The sequence below is a fragment of the Streptomyces sp. NPDC005202 genome (assembly GCF_040608235.1).
Taxonomy (GTDB): domain Bacteria; phylum Actinomycetota; class Actinomycetes; order Streptomycetales; family Streptomycetaceae; genus Streptomyces.
This window is the reverse complement of sequence record NZ_JBEXHW010000013.1, coordinates 86,121-101,666: the sequence shown is the minus strand read 5'-3', so window position 1 is coordinate 101,666 and position 15,546 is coordinate 86,121. Positions and strand designations below refer to the sequence as shown.

Sequence of the window (15,546 nt, the reverse complement as noted above, 5' to 3'; positions counted from 1 at the left end):
CTGCCACGAGGGCGGCCCCGGCGTCGCCGGAGCCGCTGCTGTCCCGGGCCGCCGACGTCCGCTTCGAGCAAGTGACCTTCGCCCACGCGGGCGCGGAGCCGCTCTTCGAGGGCCTCGACCTGGCTGTGCCCAGCGGGGCGAAGATCGGTCTCGTCGGCCGGTCCGGCGGGGGCAAGACCACGCTCACCCGGCTGCTGCTGCGGATGACGGACATCGACGCCGGCCGGATCCTGATCGGGGGTCAGGACATCAGCAGGCTGCGCCAGGCCGACCTGCGCAGCCTGATCGCCTACGTGCCGCAGGACCCGGCGATGTTCCACCGCACGCTGCGGGACAACATCGCGTTCGCCCGGCCGGACGCCACCGACGCCGAGATCCGCCGCGCGGCCGAGGCGGCGCACGTCACGGAGTTCGCCGATGCGCTGCCGGACGGCTTCGACACCATGGTGGGCGAGCGCGGTGTCAAGCTGTCCGGCGGACAGCGCCAGCGGGTCGCCCTCGCCAGGGCGATCCTGCGCGACGCGCCGATCCTGCTGCTCGACGAGGCGACCAGCGCCCTGGACTCCGAGAGCGAGATCCTCGTCCAGGAGGCGCTGTGGCGGCTCATGGAAGCGCGGACGGCGCTCGTGGTGGCGCACCGACTGAGCACGGTCGCCAACATGGACCAGCTCGTCGTCCTCGACCGCGGACGGATCGTCGAGCAGGGCACGCACCAGGAGCTGCTCGCGTCGGACGGCGCCTACGCGAAGCTGTGGCAGCACCAGTCGGGCGGCTTCCTCGACGACAGCCCCGTCGATGACAGCCCCGCGCGGGCCGACCTGCACTGAACGCGAGCCCGGTGGGTGTGGCCCTGCGCCTGCCGACAACCTGTAGCCGAATTGCGCGGATATATCAGGTCGCAGGTTCAAATCCTGTCGTCCCGACGGTGCGAAGGGTCGTCGCAGGTGAGAGCCTGCGGAGGCCTTTTTTCTGCTTTTCTACGCAGGCGGAATTCCGGTCGCCCGCGCACTGACCGACGCCGGCTGGCATGCTGTGTTCTGGGCTTGCCGGCCCTGGCGGGTGTCTCCCCGGTCGCCCGATTGTCCGGTCGCCCGATCGTCCGGTCGCCCGGTCGCCCGATCGTCCGGTCGCCCCGGAAGCTCCTGGGAGGAGAGCGGGCCAGCCATGATCGAACACCCCACCGCCCAGTCCGTCCGCACCACCCCCGAAGGCCTCCTGTGGGAGCCCAGCGACCGCTGGGTGCGCGGCCGCACGGGAGACGTCACCGTCGTCGACAGCCGGCACCCCGTCCTGGTGTGGGAGCCGGGAGTGCCGGTCCCCCTGTACGCCTTCCCGCGCGAGGAGGTGCGCGAGGACCTGCTGCGGCCGGCGAAGAACCCGCCGACGGGCGCGCACACCGGGGCGGAGATCTTCTACGACCTCGTCGTCCACGGCGACCTGCGGGAGAACGCGGCCTGGACGTTCCCCGCCGCCGACCTGGCCGGCCTCATCGCCTTCGAGTGGTTCCGGCGCACCGGCCGGGGCCTCGATCACTGGTACGAGGAGGAGGAAGAGATCTTCGTCCATCCCCGCGACCCGCACAAACGGGTGGACGCCCTGCCGAGCAGCCGCCACGTCCGGGTCGAGATCGACGGCACGGTCGTCGCGGACACCCGCCGCCCGGTGCTGCTGTTCGAGACCGGCCTGCCCACGCGGTACTACCTCCCGCGCGAGGACGTCCGCCTCGACCTGCTCACCGCCACCGGCCACACGAGCGTCTGCCCCTACAAGGGCACCGCCGCCGAGTACTGGTCCTGGCGCGGCCGGGCCGAGGTCCCGCCGAACCTTGTCTGGAGCTACCCCGACCCACTGCCCGCGGTGGCCGCGATCAAGGGGCACCTCGCCTTCTACAACGAGGTGGTCGACATCACCGTGGACGGCGCACGCCTCGACCGCCCCACCAGCGTCTTCACCCCACACCTCACGGCACGACCGCCGGCGTAGCACCGGCGACGCGCTGTCCCCTCCCCTTGGCGCCGCACCCGCGGACGAGGGCGGCACGCCGCTCCCGCCCGTCCCGGATCAGGGCCGCACCAGCAGCTGGAAGTCGAACGCGTACCGCGAGGCCCGGTAGACGTGTGTGCCGTACTCGACCGCCCGCCCGGTGTCGTCGTACGCCGTGCGCTGCATGGTGAGCAGGGCGGCACCCTCCTTCTCGTCGAGACGGACGGCCTCCTCGGCGGTGGCCGTGCGGGCGCCGATGGACTGGCGGGCGCTGTGCAGCGTGATGCCCGCCGAGCGCAGCATCCGGTACAGGCCCGTCGACTCCAGCCGGGCGGTGTCCGGTTCGAGCAGCGTCGCAGGCAGGTAGTTGCACAGGAACGCCACCGGCTGGCCGTGCGTGAACCGCAGCCGCTCCAGCACCGTCACCTCGCTGCCCTCCGCGAGGCCGAGCGCGGCCGCCACGTCGGCGGTGGCGGGCACCCGCTCGTTGCGCAGCACCTGCGTGGTCGGGCCTTGCCCGGCCGTCTCCAGGTCGTCGTAGAGGCTGCTGAGCTCCAGTGGGCGCTTGACCTGGCTGTGCACCACCTGCGTGCCCACCCCGCGCCGCCGGACCAACAGCCCTTTGTCGACAAGGGACTGGATGGCCTGGCGGACCGTGGGGCGGGACAGGCCGAGGCGTACGGACAGGTCGATCTCGTTGCCCAGGAGGTTCCCCGGGGCGAGGATCCCGTGCTCGATCGCCGCCTCCAGCTGCTGGGCGAGCTGGTAGTACAGCGGCACCGGACTGCTGCGGTCCAGGGCGAAGTCCAGGGAATCGAGCGCGGAGACGGTTATGGCACGAGAGTGGTCACCGGTCGTCGCCACCGGGACACCCCCTTCGGTCGGAGCGGACGGGGTGTCAGGAGTGGCTGGGGAAGCCTAGGTTGATGCCCGCGTCGGCCGGGTCCGGCCAGCGCGTGGTGATCACCTTGCCCTGGGTGTAGAAGGCGATGCCGTCGTTTCCGTAGACGTGCAGGTCGCCGAAGAGGGAGTCCTTCCAGCCGCCGAAGGAGTGGTAGCCGACGGGCACCGGGATCGGCACGTTTACGCCGACCATGCCTGCCTTGACCTCCAGCTGGAACCGGCGGGCGGCGCCGCCGTCCCGGGTGAAGATCGCGGTGCCGTTGCCCCAGCGGGAGGCGTTGATCAGCTCGATGGCGTCGTCGTACGTCTCCGCGCGCACCACGCACAGCACCGGGCCGAAGATCTCGTCCCTGTACGCGTCCGCCGTCACCGGCACCTTGTCGAGCAGCGACACGCCGAGGAAGAAGCCGTCCTCGTGGCCCGGAACCGTGTAGCCCGTGCCGTCGACCACGACCTCCGCCCCCTGCTCGGCCGCACTCCGTACGTACGAGGCCACCTTGTCGCGGTGCTCGCGCGTGATCAGCGGGCCCATCTCGGAGGACGGGTCGTTGCCGGGGCCGATCCGCAGGTTCTTCGCCCGCTCGGCGATCCTGCCGACCAGCTCGTCGCCCGTGTCGCCGACGGCGACCACGACGGACACGGCCATGCAGCGCTCGCCGGCCGACCCGTACGCCGCGTTGATCGCCTGGTCGGCCGCGAAGTCCAGGTCGGCGTCGGGCAGCACCAGCATGTGGTTCTTGGCACCGCCCAGGGCCTGCACGCGCTTGCCGTGCTCGACCGCCTTCAGCTGGATGTACTTGGCGATCGGGGTCGAGCCGACGAAGGAGACGGCCTCGATGTCCGGGTGCTCCAGGATGCGGTCCACCGCCACCTTGTCGCCCTGCACGATGTTCAGCACCCCGTCCGGCAGGCCCGCCTCGGCGGCCAGTTCGGCCAGGCGGAAGGAGGCCGACGGATCCTTCTCGCTCGGCTTGAGCACGAAGGTGTTGCCGCACGCGATGGCGAGGGGGAACATCCACATCGGCACCATCGCGGGGAAGTTGAACGGGGTGATGCCCGCGACCACGCCCAGCGGCTGGCGGATCGCGGCGACGTCGACCCGGGTGGAGACCTGCGTGGACAGCTCGCCCTTCAGCAACGAGGAGATGCCGCAGGCCAGTTCGACGATCTCCATGCCGCGCGCGACCTCGCCGAGCGCGTCGGAGTGCACCTTGCCGTGCTCGGCGGTGATCAGCTCGGCGATCTCGTCGCGGTGCGCGTCCAGCAGCTCCCGGTACTTGAACAGCACCGCCGTGCGCTTGGCCAGCGAGGAGCCGCCCCAGGTGACATACGCGTCCTTCGCGGCGGCGACGGCGGCGTCCACCTCGTCGACGGTCGCGAACGCGACCTGCTTCTCCTGGGCGCCGGTCGCCGGGTTGTACACGGGGCCGAAGCGGCCGGACGTGCCCTCGACGGGCTTGCCGCCGATCCAGTGGGTGATGGTCTTCATGGTGCGGGGCCTTCCGATGAGGGGGAGTCCAGGGGAGTTCAGAGGTGCCGGCGGCGGTCGGTGACGTGGCGGTCGTACCGCTCGCGGGCCTGCAACGCGGCCTCGCGGGAGGCCACTTCGGCCACCGGCACGTCCCACCAGGCCTCGGCCGGAGGAGCGGTCGGGGTCGGGTCGGTCTCGACGTACACGCAGGTCGGCCGGTCCGAGGCGCGCGCCGCAGCGAGCGCCTCGCGCAGCTCGCGCACGGTCTTGGCGCGCAGCACGTCCATGCCGAGGCTGCCGGCATTCGCGGCGAGGTCGACGGGGAGCGGGGCGCCGGTGAAGGTGCCGTCGGCGGCGCGGTGTCGGTAGGCGGTGCCGAAGCGCTCCGCGCCCACCGACTCCGACAGGCCGCCGATGGAGGCGTAGCCGTGGTTCTGGATCAGGACCAGGTTGACGGGCAGGCCCTCCTGGACTGCGGTGACGATCTCCGTCGGCATCATCAGGTACGTGCCGTCGCCGACCAGCGACCAGACGGGTGTGTCCGGCGCGGCCTGCTGGACGCCGATGCCGGCCGGGATCTCGTAGCCCATGCAGGAATAGCCGTACTCCAGGTGGTACTGGCGCGGTGAGCGGGCCCGCCACAGCTTGTGCAGGTCGCCGGGGAGCGACCCGGCGGCGTTGATCACCACGTCGTCGTCGCCGACGACCTCGTCCAGCGCGCCGAGCACCTGCGTCTGGGTCGGTACGGCGCTGTCGTCGTCGGCCCGGTAGGCGGCCTCGACCACCTGCTCCCAGCGCTCCTTGCCGGCGCGGTACTCCGCCTCGTACGCGGCGTCCACGCGGTGCCCGGCGAGTGCCTCGGTGAGCGCCGTGAGGCCGGCCCGCGCGTCGCAGACGAGTGTCCTGGCCGCCAGCTTGTGCGCGTCGAAGGCGGCGATGTTGAGGTTGACGAAGCGGACGTCCGGGTTCTGGAAGAGCGTGCCGGAGGCGGTGGTGAAGTCCGTGTAGCGGGTGCCGACGCCGATCACCAGGTCCGCGGTGCGGGCGATGTCGTCGCCGACCGCCGTGCCGGTGTGGCCGATGCCGCCGAGGTCGGCGGGGTGGTCGTACCTCAGTGACCCCTTGCCCGCCTGGGTGGAGGCGACCGGGATCCCGGTGGCGTCGACCAGGGCCTTCAGCGCCTCCTCGGCCTCGCTGTGGTGGACGCCGCCGCCCGCGACGATCAGCGGCCGGGACGCGGCCCTGACCGCCCGTACGGCCTCGGCGAGTTCGACCGGGTCGGGGGCCGGGCGCCGTACGCGCCACACGCGCTCGGCGAAGAACTCCTCCGGCCAGTCGTACGCCTCCGCCTGCACGTCCTGCGGCAGCGCGAGGGTGACGGCGCCGGTCTCGGCGGGGTCGGTGAGGACCCGTACGGCGTTCAGCGCGGAGGGGATCAGCGCCTCGGGGCGCGTGATGCGGTCGAAGTAGCGGGAGACCGGGCGCAGGGTGTCGTTGACCGACACGTCCGCCTCCACCGGGTGCTCCAGCTGCTGCAGCAGCGGGTCGGCGGCGTGCGTGGCGAAGTAGTCGCCGGGCAGGAGCAGCACCGGCAGACGGTTGATGGTCGCCAGGGCCGCGCCGGTGACGAGGTTGGTGGCGCCCGGGCCGATGGATGTGGTCACGGCCTGCGTCGACAGGCGGCCCCGCTGGCGGGCGAACCCCACCGCCGCGTGCACCATCGCCTGCTCGTTGCGCCCCTGGTGGTACGGCATCACGTCCTCGCCCGCCTCCAGGAGCGCCTGGCCGACGCCCGCCACGTTGCCGTGGCCGAAGATGCCCCAGGTGCCGGCGATCAGCCGGTGCCGTACGCCGTCCCGCTCGGTGTACTGGGCGGCGAGGAACCGCACCAGCGCCTGGGCGACGGTCAGGCGATGCGTTGACTGGCTCGACTGGCTCATCGAGGACCTCACTGGGACGACGAAGCGGACGGGGCGGTGTAGAGGGGCAGACGGGGGTCGACGGGCTGCTCGGGCCAGGTGTCGCGGATCCAGGCGTGGTCGGGGTGGTCGCAGATCAGCCAGGCGCGTTCGGCCTCCGGGCCCGCCATGACATTGAGGTAGTACATGTGGTGGCCGGGCACGGCGATCGACGGCCCGTGCCAGCCGTCCGGGATCAGCACGACGTCGCCGTCGCGCACCTCGGCCAGCACGTCCGTGCCCCGGCCTTGCCCGGACGGCGAGACCCGCTGGTAGCCGAGGCCGGGCGTGCCGTCATGGGCGGCGAACTCGAAGTAGTAGATCTCCTCGAGGACGGACTCCTCGCCGGGCCGGTGCTCGTCGTGCTTGTGCGGCGGGAACGACGACCAGTTGCCGCCCGGGGTGATCACCTCGACGGCGATGAGCTTGTCGCACTCGAACACGCCGGCCGCCCCGAAGTTGTTGACCTGGCGGCTGCAGTTCCCGGTGCCGCGCAGCTCCACCGGCACCGACGAGGCCGGTCCGTAGCGGGCGGGCAGGCGCCGGGTGCAGCGCGCGCCGGTGAGCGCGAACCGTCCGCCGCCGGTGGTGGAGACGGTCGTCCGGGCATCGCGCGGCACGTACGCGAAGTCGCTGACGGCGGCGAACACGCTGTCGCGGCCGGTCAGGTCGAAGGCGGCGTGGCCGAACTCGTCGGCGCAGGCGACGGTGCAGCTCCCGCTGAGCGGCAGCACGATCCACTCGCTCTCGCCGGTGTCGAAGGTGTGCGAGCCACCGGGCGGCAGCTCCAGGACGCGCAGGCTCGAGTAACCCCAGCCGGCGGACTCGGGGGTGACGTCCACGACGTAGGGGCCGCCGTGGGCCGTGCCCGCGGGCAGGTGGTAGGGGCTCGTCATCGGGTGCCTCCTTCTCCCAACAGGCCCACGGCCGTGTCCACCGCCGTCTCCACGCTGCCCTCGGCGGGGTACAGCAGGGAGCGGCCGACGACCATGCCCTGGACGGTGGGGAGCCGCAGGGCCTTGCGCCACCGCTCGTAGGCGCCCTCCTGGTCGTCGCCGACCTCGCCGCCGAGCAGGACGACGGGCAGCGTGGAGGTCTCCAGGACCTCGGCCATGTCGTCCGGGTCCTCGGTGACGGGCAGCTTCAGCCAGGTGTAGGCGGAGGTGCCGCCCAGGCCGGAGGCGATGGCGATGGAGCGGGTGACGGCCTCGGCGGACAGGTCGTTGGACACCTTCCCGTCGACCCGGCGCGAGATGAACGGCTCGACGAAGACCGGGAGGTGCAGCTCGGCCATCTCGTCGATGGTGCGGGCGGTGGACTCCAGGGTGGCGAGCGAGCCGGGGTCGTCGTAGTCGATGCGCACCAGCAGCTTGCCCGCGTCGAAGCGGAGCCGGGCGATGTCGCGGGCGCGGTGGCCGGTGAAGCGGTCGTCCATCTCGAAGGCGGCGCCCGCCAGGCCCCCGCGGTTCATGGAGCCCATGACGACCTTGTTCTCCAGCACCCCGAGGAGCAGCAGGTCCTCCAGGATGTCGGCGGTGGCGAGCACCCCGTCGACGCCGGGCCGCGACAGCGCGACGCACAGACGTTCCAGCAGGTCGGCGCGGTTGGCCATGGCGAGTCTGCGGTCGCCGACGCCGAGCGCGCCGCGCGCGGGGTGGTCGGCGGCCACGATCATCAGCCGGCCGCTGTCGCCGATCAGCGGGCGGCGCACCCGGCGGGCGGCCGCCTCGGCAACGGCCTGAGGATGCCGGGCTCTGACCGCGGTGAGGTCGCGGATGCTGAGGGTCAAGACAACGCTCCGTTCAGGGAGTGGCTCGCGCGAGGAGGTCTTCGACCTCCGACTCGGTGGGCATCGCGGAGGAGCAGGCGAGGCGGGAGGCGACGAGGGCGCCGGCCGCGTTGGCGTACCGCATGGCCGTCGTCAGGTCCCAGCCGGACAGCAGCCCGTGGCACAGCGAGCCGCCGAAGGCGTCGCCCGCGCCGAGGCCGTTGACGACCTCGACGGGCACCGGCGGCACCTCGGCCCGGGTGCCGTCCCGGTGCACGGCCAGCACGCCCTTGGGGCCCTGCTTGACGACGGCCAGCTCCACGCCGGCCGCCAGCAGCGCCTCGGCGCAGGCCTGTGGCTCGCGGACGCCGGTGGCGATCTCGCACTCGTCGAGGTTGCCGACCGCGACGGTGGCGTGCCGCAGTGCCTCGGCGTAGTACGGGCGGGCCTCCTCCGGGTCCTGCCAGAACATCGGGCGCCAGTCGAGGTCGAAGACCGTGGTGCCCGCTTTGTCGCGTGCCTTGAGGGCGGCGAGCGTGGCGGAGCGGCTCGGCTCCTCGCTCAGGCCGGTGCCGGTGATCCAGAAGATCCGGGCCGCGCGGATGGCGAAGAAGTCCAGCTCGTCGGTGCGGATCTCCAGGTCGGGGGCCTTCGGCTGCCGGTAGAAGTAGAGCGGGAAGTCGTCCGGCGGGAAGATCTCGCAGAACGTGACGGGGGTCGGGTAGGCGTCGACCGGCGTGACCCAGCGGTCGTCGACCCCGAACTCCTTCAGCGCCATGTGCAGATAGGCGCCGAAGGGGTCGTTGCCCGTGCGGGTGATCACCGCGGTGGAGCGGCCGAGGCGGGCCGCGGCGACGGCCACGTTGGCGGCCGAACCGCCGAGGAACTTTCCGAACGTCTCCACCCGTGTCAGGGGTACGCCGGACTGCAGCGGGTAGAGATCGACTCCGATGCGGCCCATCGTGATCAGGTCGAAGGACTGGGCTGACTCGGCCATGCGCGACGCTCCTCGAGCTGTGCCTGGGGGTGCGGATCCCAAGGGGCCCTGCGACGGTGGAGACGCGGATCCCGGGGGCCTGCCGCCTCTCAGGTGTAGGACTCGGAGGGCCGCACTGTCAATAGTTTGTACTTACATTCGGACCTGCTTGTGAAATGATGTCTTAACAAAGTATTGACAGCGGGCGCGCCAAGGGATTGGATCCCGTCCCAGCACAACAGCCGTGCATGCGGCGCATGACCCGGATCCGATCAAGGCATCCGGGACCGGGATCACCGTGATCCCCTCTCCCTTTCCCCCGTGGCACAGTGAGGTGCAGGAAAGATGGACCGCTCTTCTCGCTCCCGCAGACTCGCCCCCGTCGTGGCCGTGGCCGCGGCCGCGGCCCTGACCCTCGCTGGCTGCTCCAGCAGCTCCGGCGGCAAGAAGGCCGAGGAAGGCGGGGGCGCCGCCTCCGCGGGCAAGGCCACCACGCCCCGGATGACGGTCGCGCTGGTCACGCACCAGGCGCCCGGCGACACCTTCTGGGACATCGTCCGCAAGGGCGCCGAGGCCGCCGCCGCCAAGGACAACATCAAGCTCGTCTACTCCGCCGACCCGAACGCCGGCAACCAGGCCAACCTCGTGCAGAACGCGATCGACCAGAAGGTCGACGGCATCGCGGTCACCCTCGCCAAGCCGGACGCCCTGAAGAGCGTCGTGGGCAAGGCGGAGGGCGCGGGCATACCCGTGGTCGGCCTCAACTCCGGCCTGAGCGACTGGAAGAAGCTCGGCCTGCTGGAGTTCTTCGGCCAGGACGAGACCGTGGCGGGCGAGGCGTTCGGCAAGAAGCTCAACGAAGTCGGCGCCAAGAAGGCCGTCTGCGTCATCCAGGAGCAGGGCAACGTCGGCCTGACCCAGCGCTGCGACGGCGTGAAGAAGACATTCAACGGCACGACCGAGAACCTCTACGTCAACGGCACCGACATGCCGTCCGTGAAGTCGACGATCACCGCCAAGCTCAAGCAGGACAAGGGCATCGACTACGTCGTCACGCTCGGCGCCCCCTACGCGCTGACCGCGGTGCAGTCGGTGAGCGACGCCGGCAGCAAGGCGAAGATCGCGACCTTCGACCTCAACAAGGACCTGACCAAGGCCGTCCAGAACGGCACCATCCAGTTCGCCGTCGACCAGCAGCCCTATCTGCAGGGCTACCTGGCGGTCGACTCCCTGTGGCTCTACAAGAACAACGGCAACTACAGCGGCGGCGGTGAGCAGCCGGTGCTGACCGGCCCGGCCTTCGTCGACAAGTCCAACGTCGACAAGGTCGCCCAGTTCGCCGCGAAGGGCACCAGGTGATCAGTATGACCCAGCAGGCCGAGCCGGCGGTGAGCACACCGCCGGCGCCCGGCGCCAAGCAGACCGACGGGCGGACCGTGCAGCGGCCCCTGGTGCTCCGACTGCTCGCCCGGCCGGAGGTCGGTGTCTTCCTCGGCGCCGTCGCCGTGTTCGTCTTCTTCTTCGTCGCGGCACCGGCGGTGCGCCAGGGCAGCTCGATGGCGACGATCTTCTACCAGTCGTCGACCATCGGGATCATGGCCCTGCCGGTGGCCCTGCTGATGATCGGCGGGGAGTTCGACCTGTCGGCCGGCGTCGCGGTCATCACGTCGGCGCTGACCGCGAGCATGCTCAGCTACCAGCTGACGATGAACGTGTGGGTGGGCGTGATCGTCGCGCTCGTGGTGTCGCTCGCGATCGGCGCGTTCAACGGCTGGATGCTGGTGAAGACCGGGTTGCCGAGCTTCCTGGTCACCCTCGGCACCTTCCTGATCCTGCAGGGCGTGAACCTCGCGGTGACCAAGTTGATCACCGGCAACGTCGCGACCGACGACATCAGCGACATGGACGGCTTCGACCAGGCGAAGGCCATCTTCGCCTCGTCGTTCACCGTCGGCGGGGTCCAGGTGAAGATCACCGTCATCTGGTGGCTGGTCTTCGCGGCGCTGGCCACGTGGGTGCTGCTGCGCACGAAGTACGGCAACTGGATCTTCGCGGTCGGCGGCAACAAGGACAGCGCCCGCGCGGTCGGTGTCCCGGTGACCTTCACCAAGATCTCGCTGTTCATGCTGGTCGGCTTCGGCGCCTGGTTCGTCGGCATGCACCAGCTGTTCTCCTTCAACACCGTGCAGTCCGGCGAGGGCGTCGGCCAGGAGCTGATCTACATCGCCGCGGCGGTGATCGGCGGCTGTCTGCTCACTGGCGGCTACGGCTCGGCGATCGGCCCGGTCTTCGGCGCCTTCATGTTCGGCATGGTGAACCAGGGCATCGTCTACGCCGGCTGGAACCCCGACTGGTTCAAGGCCTTCCTCGGCGTGATGCTGCTCGGCGCCGTCCTGATCAATCTGTGGGTCCAGCGCACGGCGACCCGGAGGTGACCCGATGACAACCAACGGAACCGGAACCCACGGCGCCATCCTGAAGGACACCCCGCCCGAGAAGGACCGGCCCATCGTCGAACTGCGCAAGGCCGGCAAGTCCTATGGCAACATCCGCGCCCTGCACGGTGTCGACCTCGCCGTCCACTCCGGCAAGGTGACCTGCGTGCTCGGCGACAACGGCGCCGGCAAGTCGACTTTGATCAAGATCATCTCGGGGCTGCACCAGCACACCGAGGGCGAGTTCCTGGTCGACGGCGAACCGGTGCGCTTCACCAGCCCGCGCGAGGCCCTCGACCGCGGCATCGCCACCGTCTACCAGGACCTGGCGACCGTCCCGCTCATGCCGGTGTGGCGCAACTTCTTCCTCGGCTCCGAGATGACCAAGGGCCCCTGGCCGCTGCGCCGCCTCGACATCGACCGCATGAAGAAGACGGCGGACGAGGAACTGCGCAACATGGGCATCGTCCTGGACGACCTGGAGCAGCCCATCGGCACGCTCTCCGGCGGCCAGCGCCAGTGCGTGGCGATCGCCCGCGCCGTCTACTTCGGCGCCCGCGTCCTCATCCTGGACGAGCCGACCGCCGCCCTCGGCGTCAAGCAGTCCGGTGTGGTGCTGAAGTACATCGCCGCCGCCCGCGACCGCGGCCTCGGCGTCATCTTCATCACCCACAACCCGCACCACGCCTACATGGTCGGCGACCACTTCAGCGTGCTGCGCCTCGGCACCCTGGAACTCAGCGCCGACCGCAGCGAGGTCTCCCTCGAGGAACTGACCAACCACATGGCCGGCGGGGCCGAACTCGCCGCGCTCAAGCACGAACTGGCCCAGGTCCGGGGCGTCGACGTCGAGGAACTCCCCGAGGAGGGGGACCTCACCGCACCCGTACCGGCATCTTCCGAAGGGAACTCCTGACATGGCCCCTGTGCTGGACCGCATCCGGGTCGGCTCGGCCCCCGACTCCTGGGGAGTCTGGTTTCCCGACGACCCCCAGCAGGTGCCCTGGGAACGCTTCCTCGACGAGGTCGCCGAGGCCGGCTACTCCTGGATCGAGCTCGGCCCCTACGGCTATCTGCCGACCGACCCGGCCCGGCTCACCGACGAGGTGGACAAGCGTGGCCTCAAGGTGTCGGCGGGCACGGTCTTCACCGGCCTGCACCGCGGCCCGGCCGTGTGGGAGTCCACCTGGGAGCACGTCAGCCAGGTCGCCGCGCTCACCCAGGCCATGGGCGCGAAGCACCTCGTCGTCATCCCCTCCTTCTGGCGGGACGACAAGACCGCCGAGATCCTGGAGCCGCCGGAGCTGACGGCCGAGCAGTGGGCGCACTTGACCAAGGGCATGGAGCGGCTGGGCCGCGAAGTGAAGGAGACCTACGGCCTCGACATCGTCGTCCACCCGCACGCCGACACCCACATCGACACCGAGGAGCACGTCGAGCGCTTCCTGGACTCCACCGACTCCGACCTGGTCAACCTGTGCCTGGACACCGGGCACTACGCCTACTGCGGCGGCGACAGCGTCAAGCTGATCGAGACCTACGGCGAGCGCATCGGCTACCTGCACCTCAAGCAGGTCGACCCGGAGATCCTCGCCGACGTGGTGGCGAACGAGGTGCCGTTCGGGCCGGCCGTGCAGCGCGGGGTGATGTGCGAACCGCCGTCCGGCGTGCCGGAGTTGGAGCCGGTCCTGGTCGCCGCGCAGAACCTCGGCGTGGAGCTGTTCGCGATCGTCGAGCAGGACATGTACCCCTGCGAGCCGGACAAGCCGCTGCCGATCGCGGTCCGCACCCGCAAGTTTTTGAGGTCCTGCGGCGCCTGACTACCCCGAGGGGACACCATGGCTCAGCGTGGAACGCGCGGAACTCTCGGCGTCGCCGTCATCGGCACCGGCCGGATGGGCGCCGACCACGTGCGCCGTATCCAGGAGGTCACCAGCGGGGCACGGGTGACCGCCGTCGTGGACATCGACGCGGAACGCGCCAAGGCCGTCGCGGCCCGCGTCGACGGCTGCACCGCGTACACCGACCCGGCCGTGGCGATGGCGGCGGCCGACGTCGACGCGGTGCTCGTCGCCTCCCCGGGGCCGGCGCACGAGGCGGCGCTGCTGGCGGCCTTCGCACGCGACCTGCCGGTGCTGTGCGAGAAGCCGCTCACGCCGGACGCCGCCTCCGCCCTGCGCGTGCTGGAGGCGGAGCGCCAACTGGGCCGTCGGCGGGTCCAGGTGGGCTTCATGAGGCGCTACGACGCCGAGTACATGAAGCTCGAACAGCTGCTGCGGACCGGTCAGTTGGGCCGCCCGCTGCTGCTGCACCACCGGCATCGCAACGTCGCGAGCCCGTCCGGCTGGACCAGCGACATGCTCATCAACGACTCGGTCGTGCACGAGATGGACGTGACCCGCTGGCTGCTCGGCCAGGAGATCACGGCGGTCACCGTGCTGCGCCCGACCCCGTCCGTGAACGCCCCCGACGGTCTGCAGGACCCGCAGTTCGTGCTCTTCGAGACCGACGGCGGGGCCGTCGCCGACGTGGAGATCTTCGTCAACTGCGGCTTCGGCTACCAGGTCCGGGCGGAGGTCGTCTGTGAGCGCGGCACGGCCCGGGTCGGCGACGGCCACGCCATGGTCACGCACATGGCCGGCCGCTGGGGCGGCACCATCGCCCAGGACTACCTCGAACGCTTCGCGTCGGCCTACGACCGCGAGGTGCAGGCCTGGGTCGACGCCACCCGCCGCGGCGAGGTCACCGGCCCCGGCGCCTGGGACGGCTACGCCGCGGCCGCGGTCTGCGAGGCGGGCGTACGGGCCCTGACGGAGGGCGGACGGGTGGGGGTGGACCTGGAGGAGCGGCCGGCGCTGTACCGGTGAGCGACAGCGAGTCGTACGGCCCCGGGCCGAGTACCGCGGGTACCGCTTGTGCGGGGCGTCGTCGGGCAGCCAGGCCTCGGGGGAGCGGCGGCCGCGCTGATCTCCGCGGCGCTGTTCGGCGCCACCTTGTTCGGCGTCAGCACGCCGGCCCTGGCCGTGGGAGCCCGTCTCCGGCCCTCGCCGCGGGAGCTCATCCGGGGGTTCCCCGCTCCGCCGCCCTGCTGACCGCCGGGTACTCCGTCGGCCAGGTCCTCGGGCCCCTGGTCTCGGCCCGCTCCTCCACCACGGCTACCGGTCGGCGCTGCTTCTCGCCGCCCTCGTGGTCCTCGCCGCTGCCGCTGCCGTCCCCCGTATCGGCTTCCCGCACCACACGGCCCTGGTGGGGCAAGGCGCGGCCGGACAGCGCTCCGGCACGCGGGACGGCGCCGTCGGCTCGCCCCGCGCCGCTGAGTGAGCCGCGCTACAGTCGGCGACGTATGGGATGTCCGTACCCGGCGAGCACCAGGTCCCGCGCCATCCGCCCGGCGCCGCACTGTCGGCCACGCCATCGACGGGGAGGTTCTCATGAGCACACCGCGCGACCTGATGATCGTCGCCCTCGACGTGGAGCCCAGCCGGCCCGTCGAACGCGGCGACCTCTCGCTCGCCCTCGCGGGAGCCGAGGTGATCGACCTCCTCGAGGCCGAGGCCCTGGCGCTCGACGGCGACCGCCTCGTGCCGCGTCTTCAGCCGGCGCTGGCCGATCACCTGCTCGACGAGGCCGCGTCGTTGCTGGTGCGGCAGCAACCGTACGAGTCGCTGGAGGACTGGCTGTGGCGCCGGGGCCGTGGCCTGTCCTCGGCGTATCTGGTTGCCCTGGAGGAGGACGGCCAGGTCACGTGGCAACGCAGCCGCTGGGCCCCGTTCGGCGGCGGCCGCACGGTGCTCGCCGACAGCGACGCGCGGCGGCGGTCGGCCGGGCGATGGGCCTCGGACGAGCCGGTCCTTTCCGCGCTCGCCGCGGCCGTCGGAATCCGTGAGCAGGCATACGGGGCCGAGACGGGGGTGACCGTGACCGAGGAGCCGGTCCTCACCGTGCTCGCCGCCGTCCACGACGCCGTGATGGAGCTGGAGGCCGTACGCCAGCGCCGGGCCATCGAGGACGCGGCCTTCGACAACGTCTGGCGGGGTGGCGGGTAGCCTCCT

The 15,546-nt window shown here is 71.3% G+C and carries 13 protein-coding genes and 2 pseudogenes; 9 read left to right on the top strand and 6 right to left on the bottom strand.

Annotation, left to right across the window (positions count from 1 at the left end; all coding sequences use genetic code 11):
* Positions 1 to 17: 17 nt before the first annotated feature.
* A pseudogene (locus tag ABZV31_RS20550) lies at positions 18 to 827 on the top strand (ATP-binding cassette domain-containing protein); the annotation flags it as partial.
* Positions 828 to 1,164: 337 nt separating this feature from the next.
* Positions 1,165 to 1,983, top strand: coding sequence for a DUF427 domain-containing protein (locus tag ABZV31_RS20545; RefSeq protein WP_355895638.1), 819 nt, complete (start codon positions 1,165 to 1,167; stop codon positions 1,981 to 1,983).
* A 78-nt stretch (positions 1,984 to 2,061) separates the two neighbouring features.
* Here the strand turns inward: ABZV31_RS20545 and ABZV31_RS20540 are convergent, their stop codons facing one another.
* The 6 genes from ABZV31_RS20540 to iolC are packed head-to-tail and all read right to left on the bottom strand — an operon-like array spanning position 2,062 to position 9,080.
* Positions 2,062 to 2,847: a GntR family transcriptional regulator gene (locus tag ABZV31_RS20540; protein WP_355895636.1), complete on the bottom strand. Its 786-nt coding sequence runs from the start codon at positions 2,845 to 2,847 to the stop codon at positions 2,062 to 2,064.
* A gap of 34 nt (positions 2,848 to 2,881) precedes the next feature.
* On the bottom strand, positions 2,882 to 4,375 hold the full coding sequence (locus tag ABZV31_RS20535; RefSeq protein WP_355895634.1) for a CoA-acylating methylmalonate-semialdehyde dehydrogenase: 1,494 nt from the start codon (positions 4,373 to 4,375) through the stop codon (positions 2,882 to 2,884).
* Between the two features lie 38 nt (positions 4,376 to 4,413).
* Positions 4,414 to 6,297 carry a 3D-(3,5/4)-trihydroxycyclohexane-1,2-dione acylhydrolase (decyclizing) gene (gene iolD, locus ABZV31_RS20530; RefSeq protein ID WP_355895631.1) on the bottom strand — a complete coding sequence of 628 codons (1,884 nt, stop codon included), beginning with the start codon at positions 6,295 to 6,297 and terminating at the stop codon, positions 4,414 to 4,416.
* 8 nt (positions 6,298 to 6,305) lie between these two features.
* Positions 6,306 to 7,211 carry a 5-deoxy-glucuronate isomerase gene (gene iolB / locus ABZV31_RS20525; protein WP_355895628.1) on the bottom strand — a complete coding sequence of 302 codons (906 nt, stop codon included), beginning with the start codon at positions 7,209 to 7,211 and terminating at the stop codon, positions 6,306 to 6,308.
* Positions 7,208 to 8,104, bottom strand: a complete 897-nt coding sequence (locus tag ABZV31_RS20520) for a deoxyribose-phosphate aldolase (protein WP_355895626.1) — start codon at positions 8,102 to 8,104, stop codon at positions 7,208 to 7,210. Before ABZV31_RS20520 ends, iolB begins: the two co-directional genes overlap by 4 nt.
* Positions 8,105 to 8,117: 13 nt before the next feature.
* A complete protein-coding gene (gene iolC, locus ABZV31_RS20515; protein ID WP_355895623.1) occupies positions 8,118 to 9,080 on the bottom strand; it encodes a 5-dehydro-2-deoxygluconokinase in 963 nt (320 codons plus the stop codon).
* 324 nt (positions 9,081 to 9,404) lie between these two features.
* Here iolC and ABZV31_RS20510 point away from each other — a divergent pair, with 324 nt between their 5' ends.
* The 7 genes and pseudogenes from ABZV31_RS20510 (at position 9,405) to ABZV31_RS20480 (ending at position 15,540) form a co-directional block, all read left to right on the top strand.
* A complete protein-coding gene (locus ABZV31_RS20510; protein WP_355895620.1) occupies positions 9,405 to 10,418 on the top strand; it encodes a sugar ABC transporter substrate-binding protein in 1,014 nt (337 codons plus the stop codon).
* A complete protein-coding gene (locus tag ABZV31_RS20505) occupies positions 10,418 to 11,494 on the top strand; it encodes an ABC transporter permease (protein ID WP_355895846.1) in 1,077 nt (358 codons plus the stop codon). The genes ABZV31_RS20510 and ABZV31_RS20505 overlap by 1 nt, the downstream gene beginning before the upstream one ends.
* Before the next feature lie 4 nt (positions 11,495 to 11,498).
* Complete coding sequence (locus ABZV31_RS20500) at positions 11,499 to 12,410, top strand: ATP-binding cassette domain-containing protein (protein WP_355895618.1); 912 nt, start codon at positions 11,499 to 11,501, stop codon at positions 12,408 to 12,410.
* Between the two features lies 1 nt (position 12,411).
* Complete coding sequence (locus tag ABZV31_RS20495; RefSeq protein WP_355895615.1) at positions 12,412 to 13,314, top strand: sugar phosphate isomerase/epimerase; 903 nt, start codon at positions 12,412 to 12,414, stop codon at positions 13,312 to 13,314.
* 18 nt (positions 13,315 to 13,332) lie between these two features.
* Positions 13,333 to 14,361 (top strand): Gfo/Idh/MocA family oxidoreductase, encoded by a 1,029-nt coding sequence (locus ABZV31_RS20490; protein WP_355895612.1) that lies wholly within the window; start codon positions 13,333 to 13,335, stop codon positions 14,359 to 14,361.
* A 75-nt stretch (positions 14,362 to 14,436) separates the two neighbouring features.
* Positions 14,437 to 14,815: pseudogene (locus tag ABZV31_RS20485) on the top strand (YbfB/YjiJ family MFS transporter); the annotation flags it as partial.
* A 110-nt stretch (positions 14,816 to 14,925) separates the two neighbouring features.
* Complete coding sequence (locus ABZV31_RS20480; protein WP_355895610.1) at positions 14,926 to 15,540, top strand: GPP34 family phosphoprotein; 615 nt, start codon at positions 14,926 to 14,928, stop codon at positions 15,538 to 15,540.
* Positions 15,541 to 15,546: the final 6 nt, after the last annotated feature.

Bases quoted from the DNA above. Each gene is read 5' to 3' on its own strand.
- ABZV31_RS20545 (WP_355895638.1), top strand. From the start codon at position 1,165: ATGATCGAACACCCCACCGCCCAGTCCGTCCGCACCACCCCCGAAGGC.
- ABZV31_RS20535 (WP_355895634.1), bottom strand. From the start codon at position 4,375: ATGAAGACCATCACCCACTGGATCGGCGGCAAGCCCGTCGAGGGCACG.
- iolD (WP_355895631.1), bottom strand. From the start codon at position 6,297: ATGAGCCAGTCGAGCCAGTCAACGCATCGCCTGACCGTCGCCCAGGCG.
- iolB (WP_355895628.1), bottom strand. From the start codon at position 7,211: ATGACGAGCCCCTACCACCTGCCCGCGGGCACGGCCCACGGCGGCCCC.
- iolC (WP_355895623.1), bottom strand. From the start codon at position 9,080: ATGGCCGAGTCAGCCCAGTCCTTCGACCTGATCACGATGGGCCGCATC.
- ABZV31_RS20510 (WP_355895620.1), top strand. From the start codon at position 9,405: ATGGACCGCTCTTCTCGCTCCCGCAGACTCGCCCCCGTCGTGGCCGTG.
- ABZV31_RS20500 (WP_355895618.1), top strand. From the start codon at position 11,499: ATGACAACCAACGGAACCGGAACCCACGGCGCCATCCTGAAGGACACC.
- ABZV31_RS20495 (WP_355895615.1), top strand. From the start codon at position 12,412: ATGGCCCCTGTGCTGGACCGCATCCGGGTCGGCTCGGCCCCCGACTCC.
- ABZV31_RS20490 (WP_355895612.1), top strand. From the start codon at position 13,333: ATGGCTCAGCGTGGAACGCGCGGAACTCTCGGCGTCGCCGTCATCGGC.
- ABZV31_RS20480 (WP_355895610.1), top strand. From the start codon at position 14,926: ATGAGCACACCGCGCGACCTGATGATCGTCGCCCTCGACGTGGAGCCC.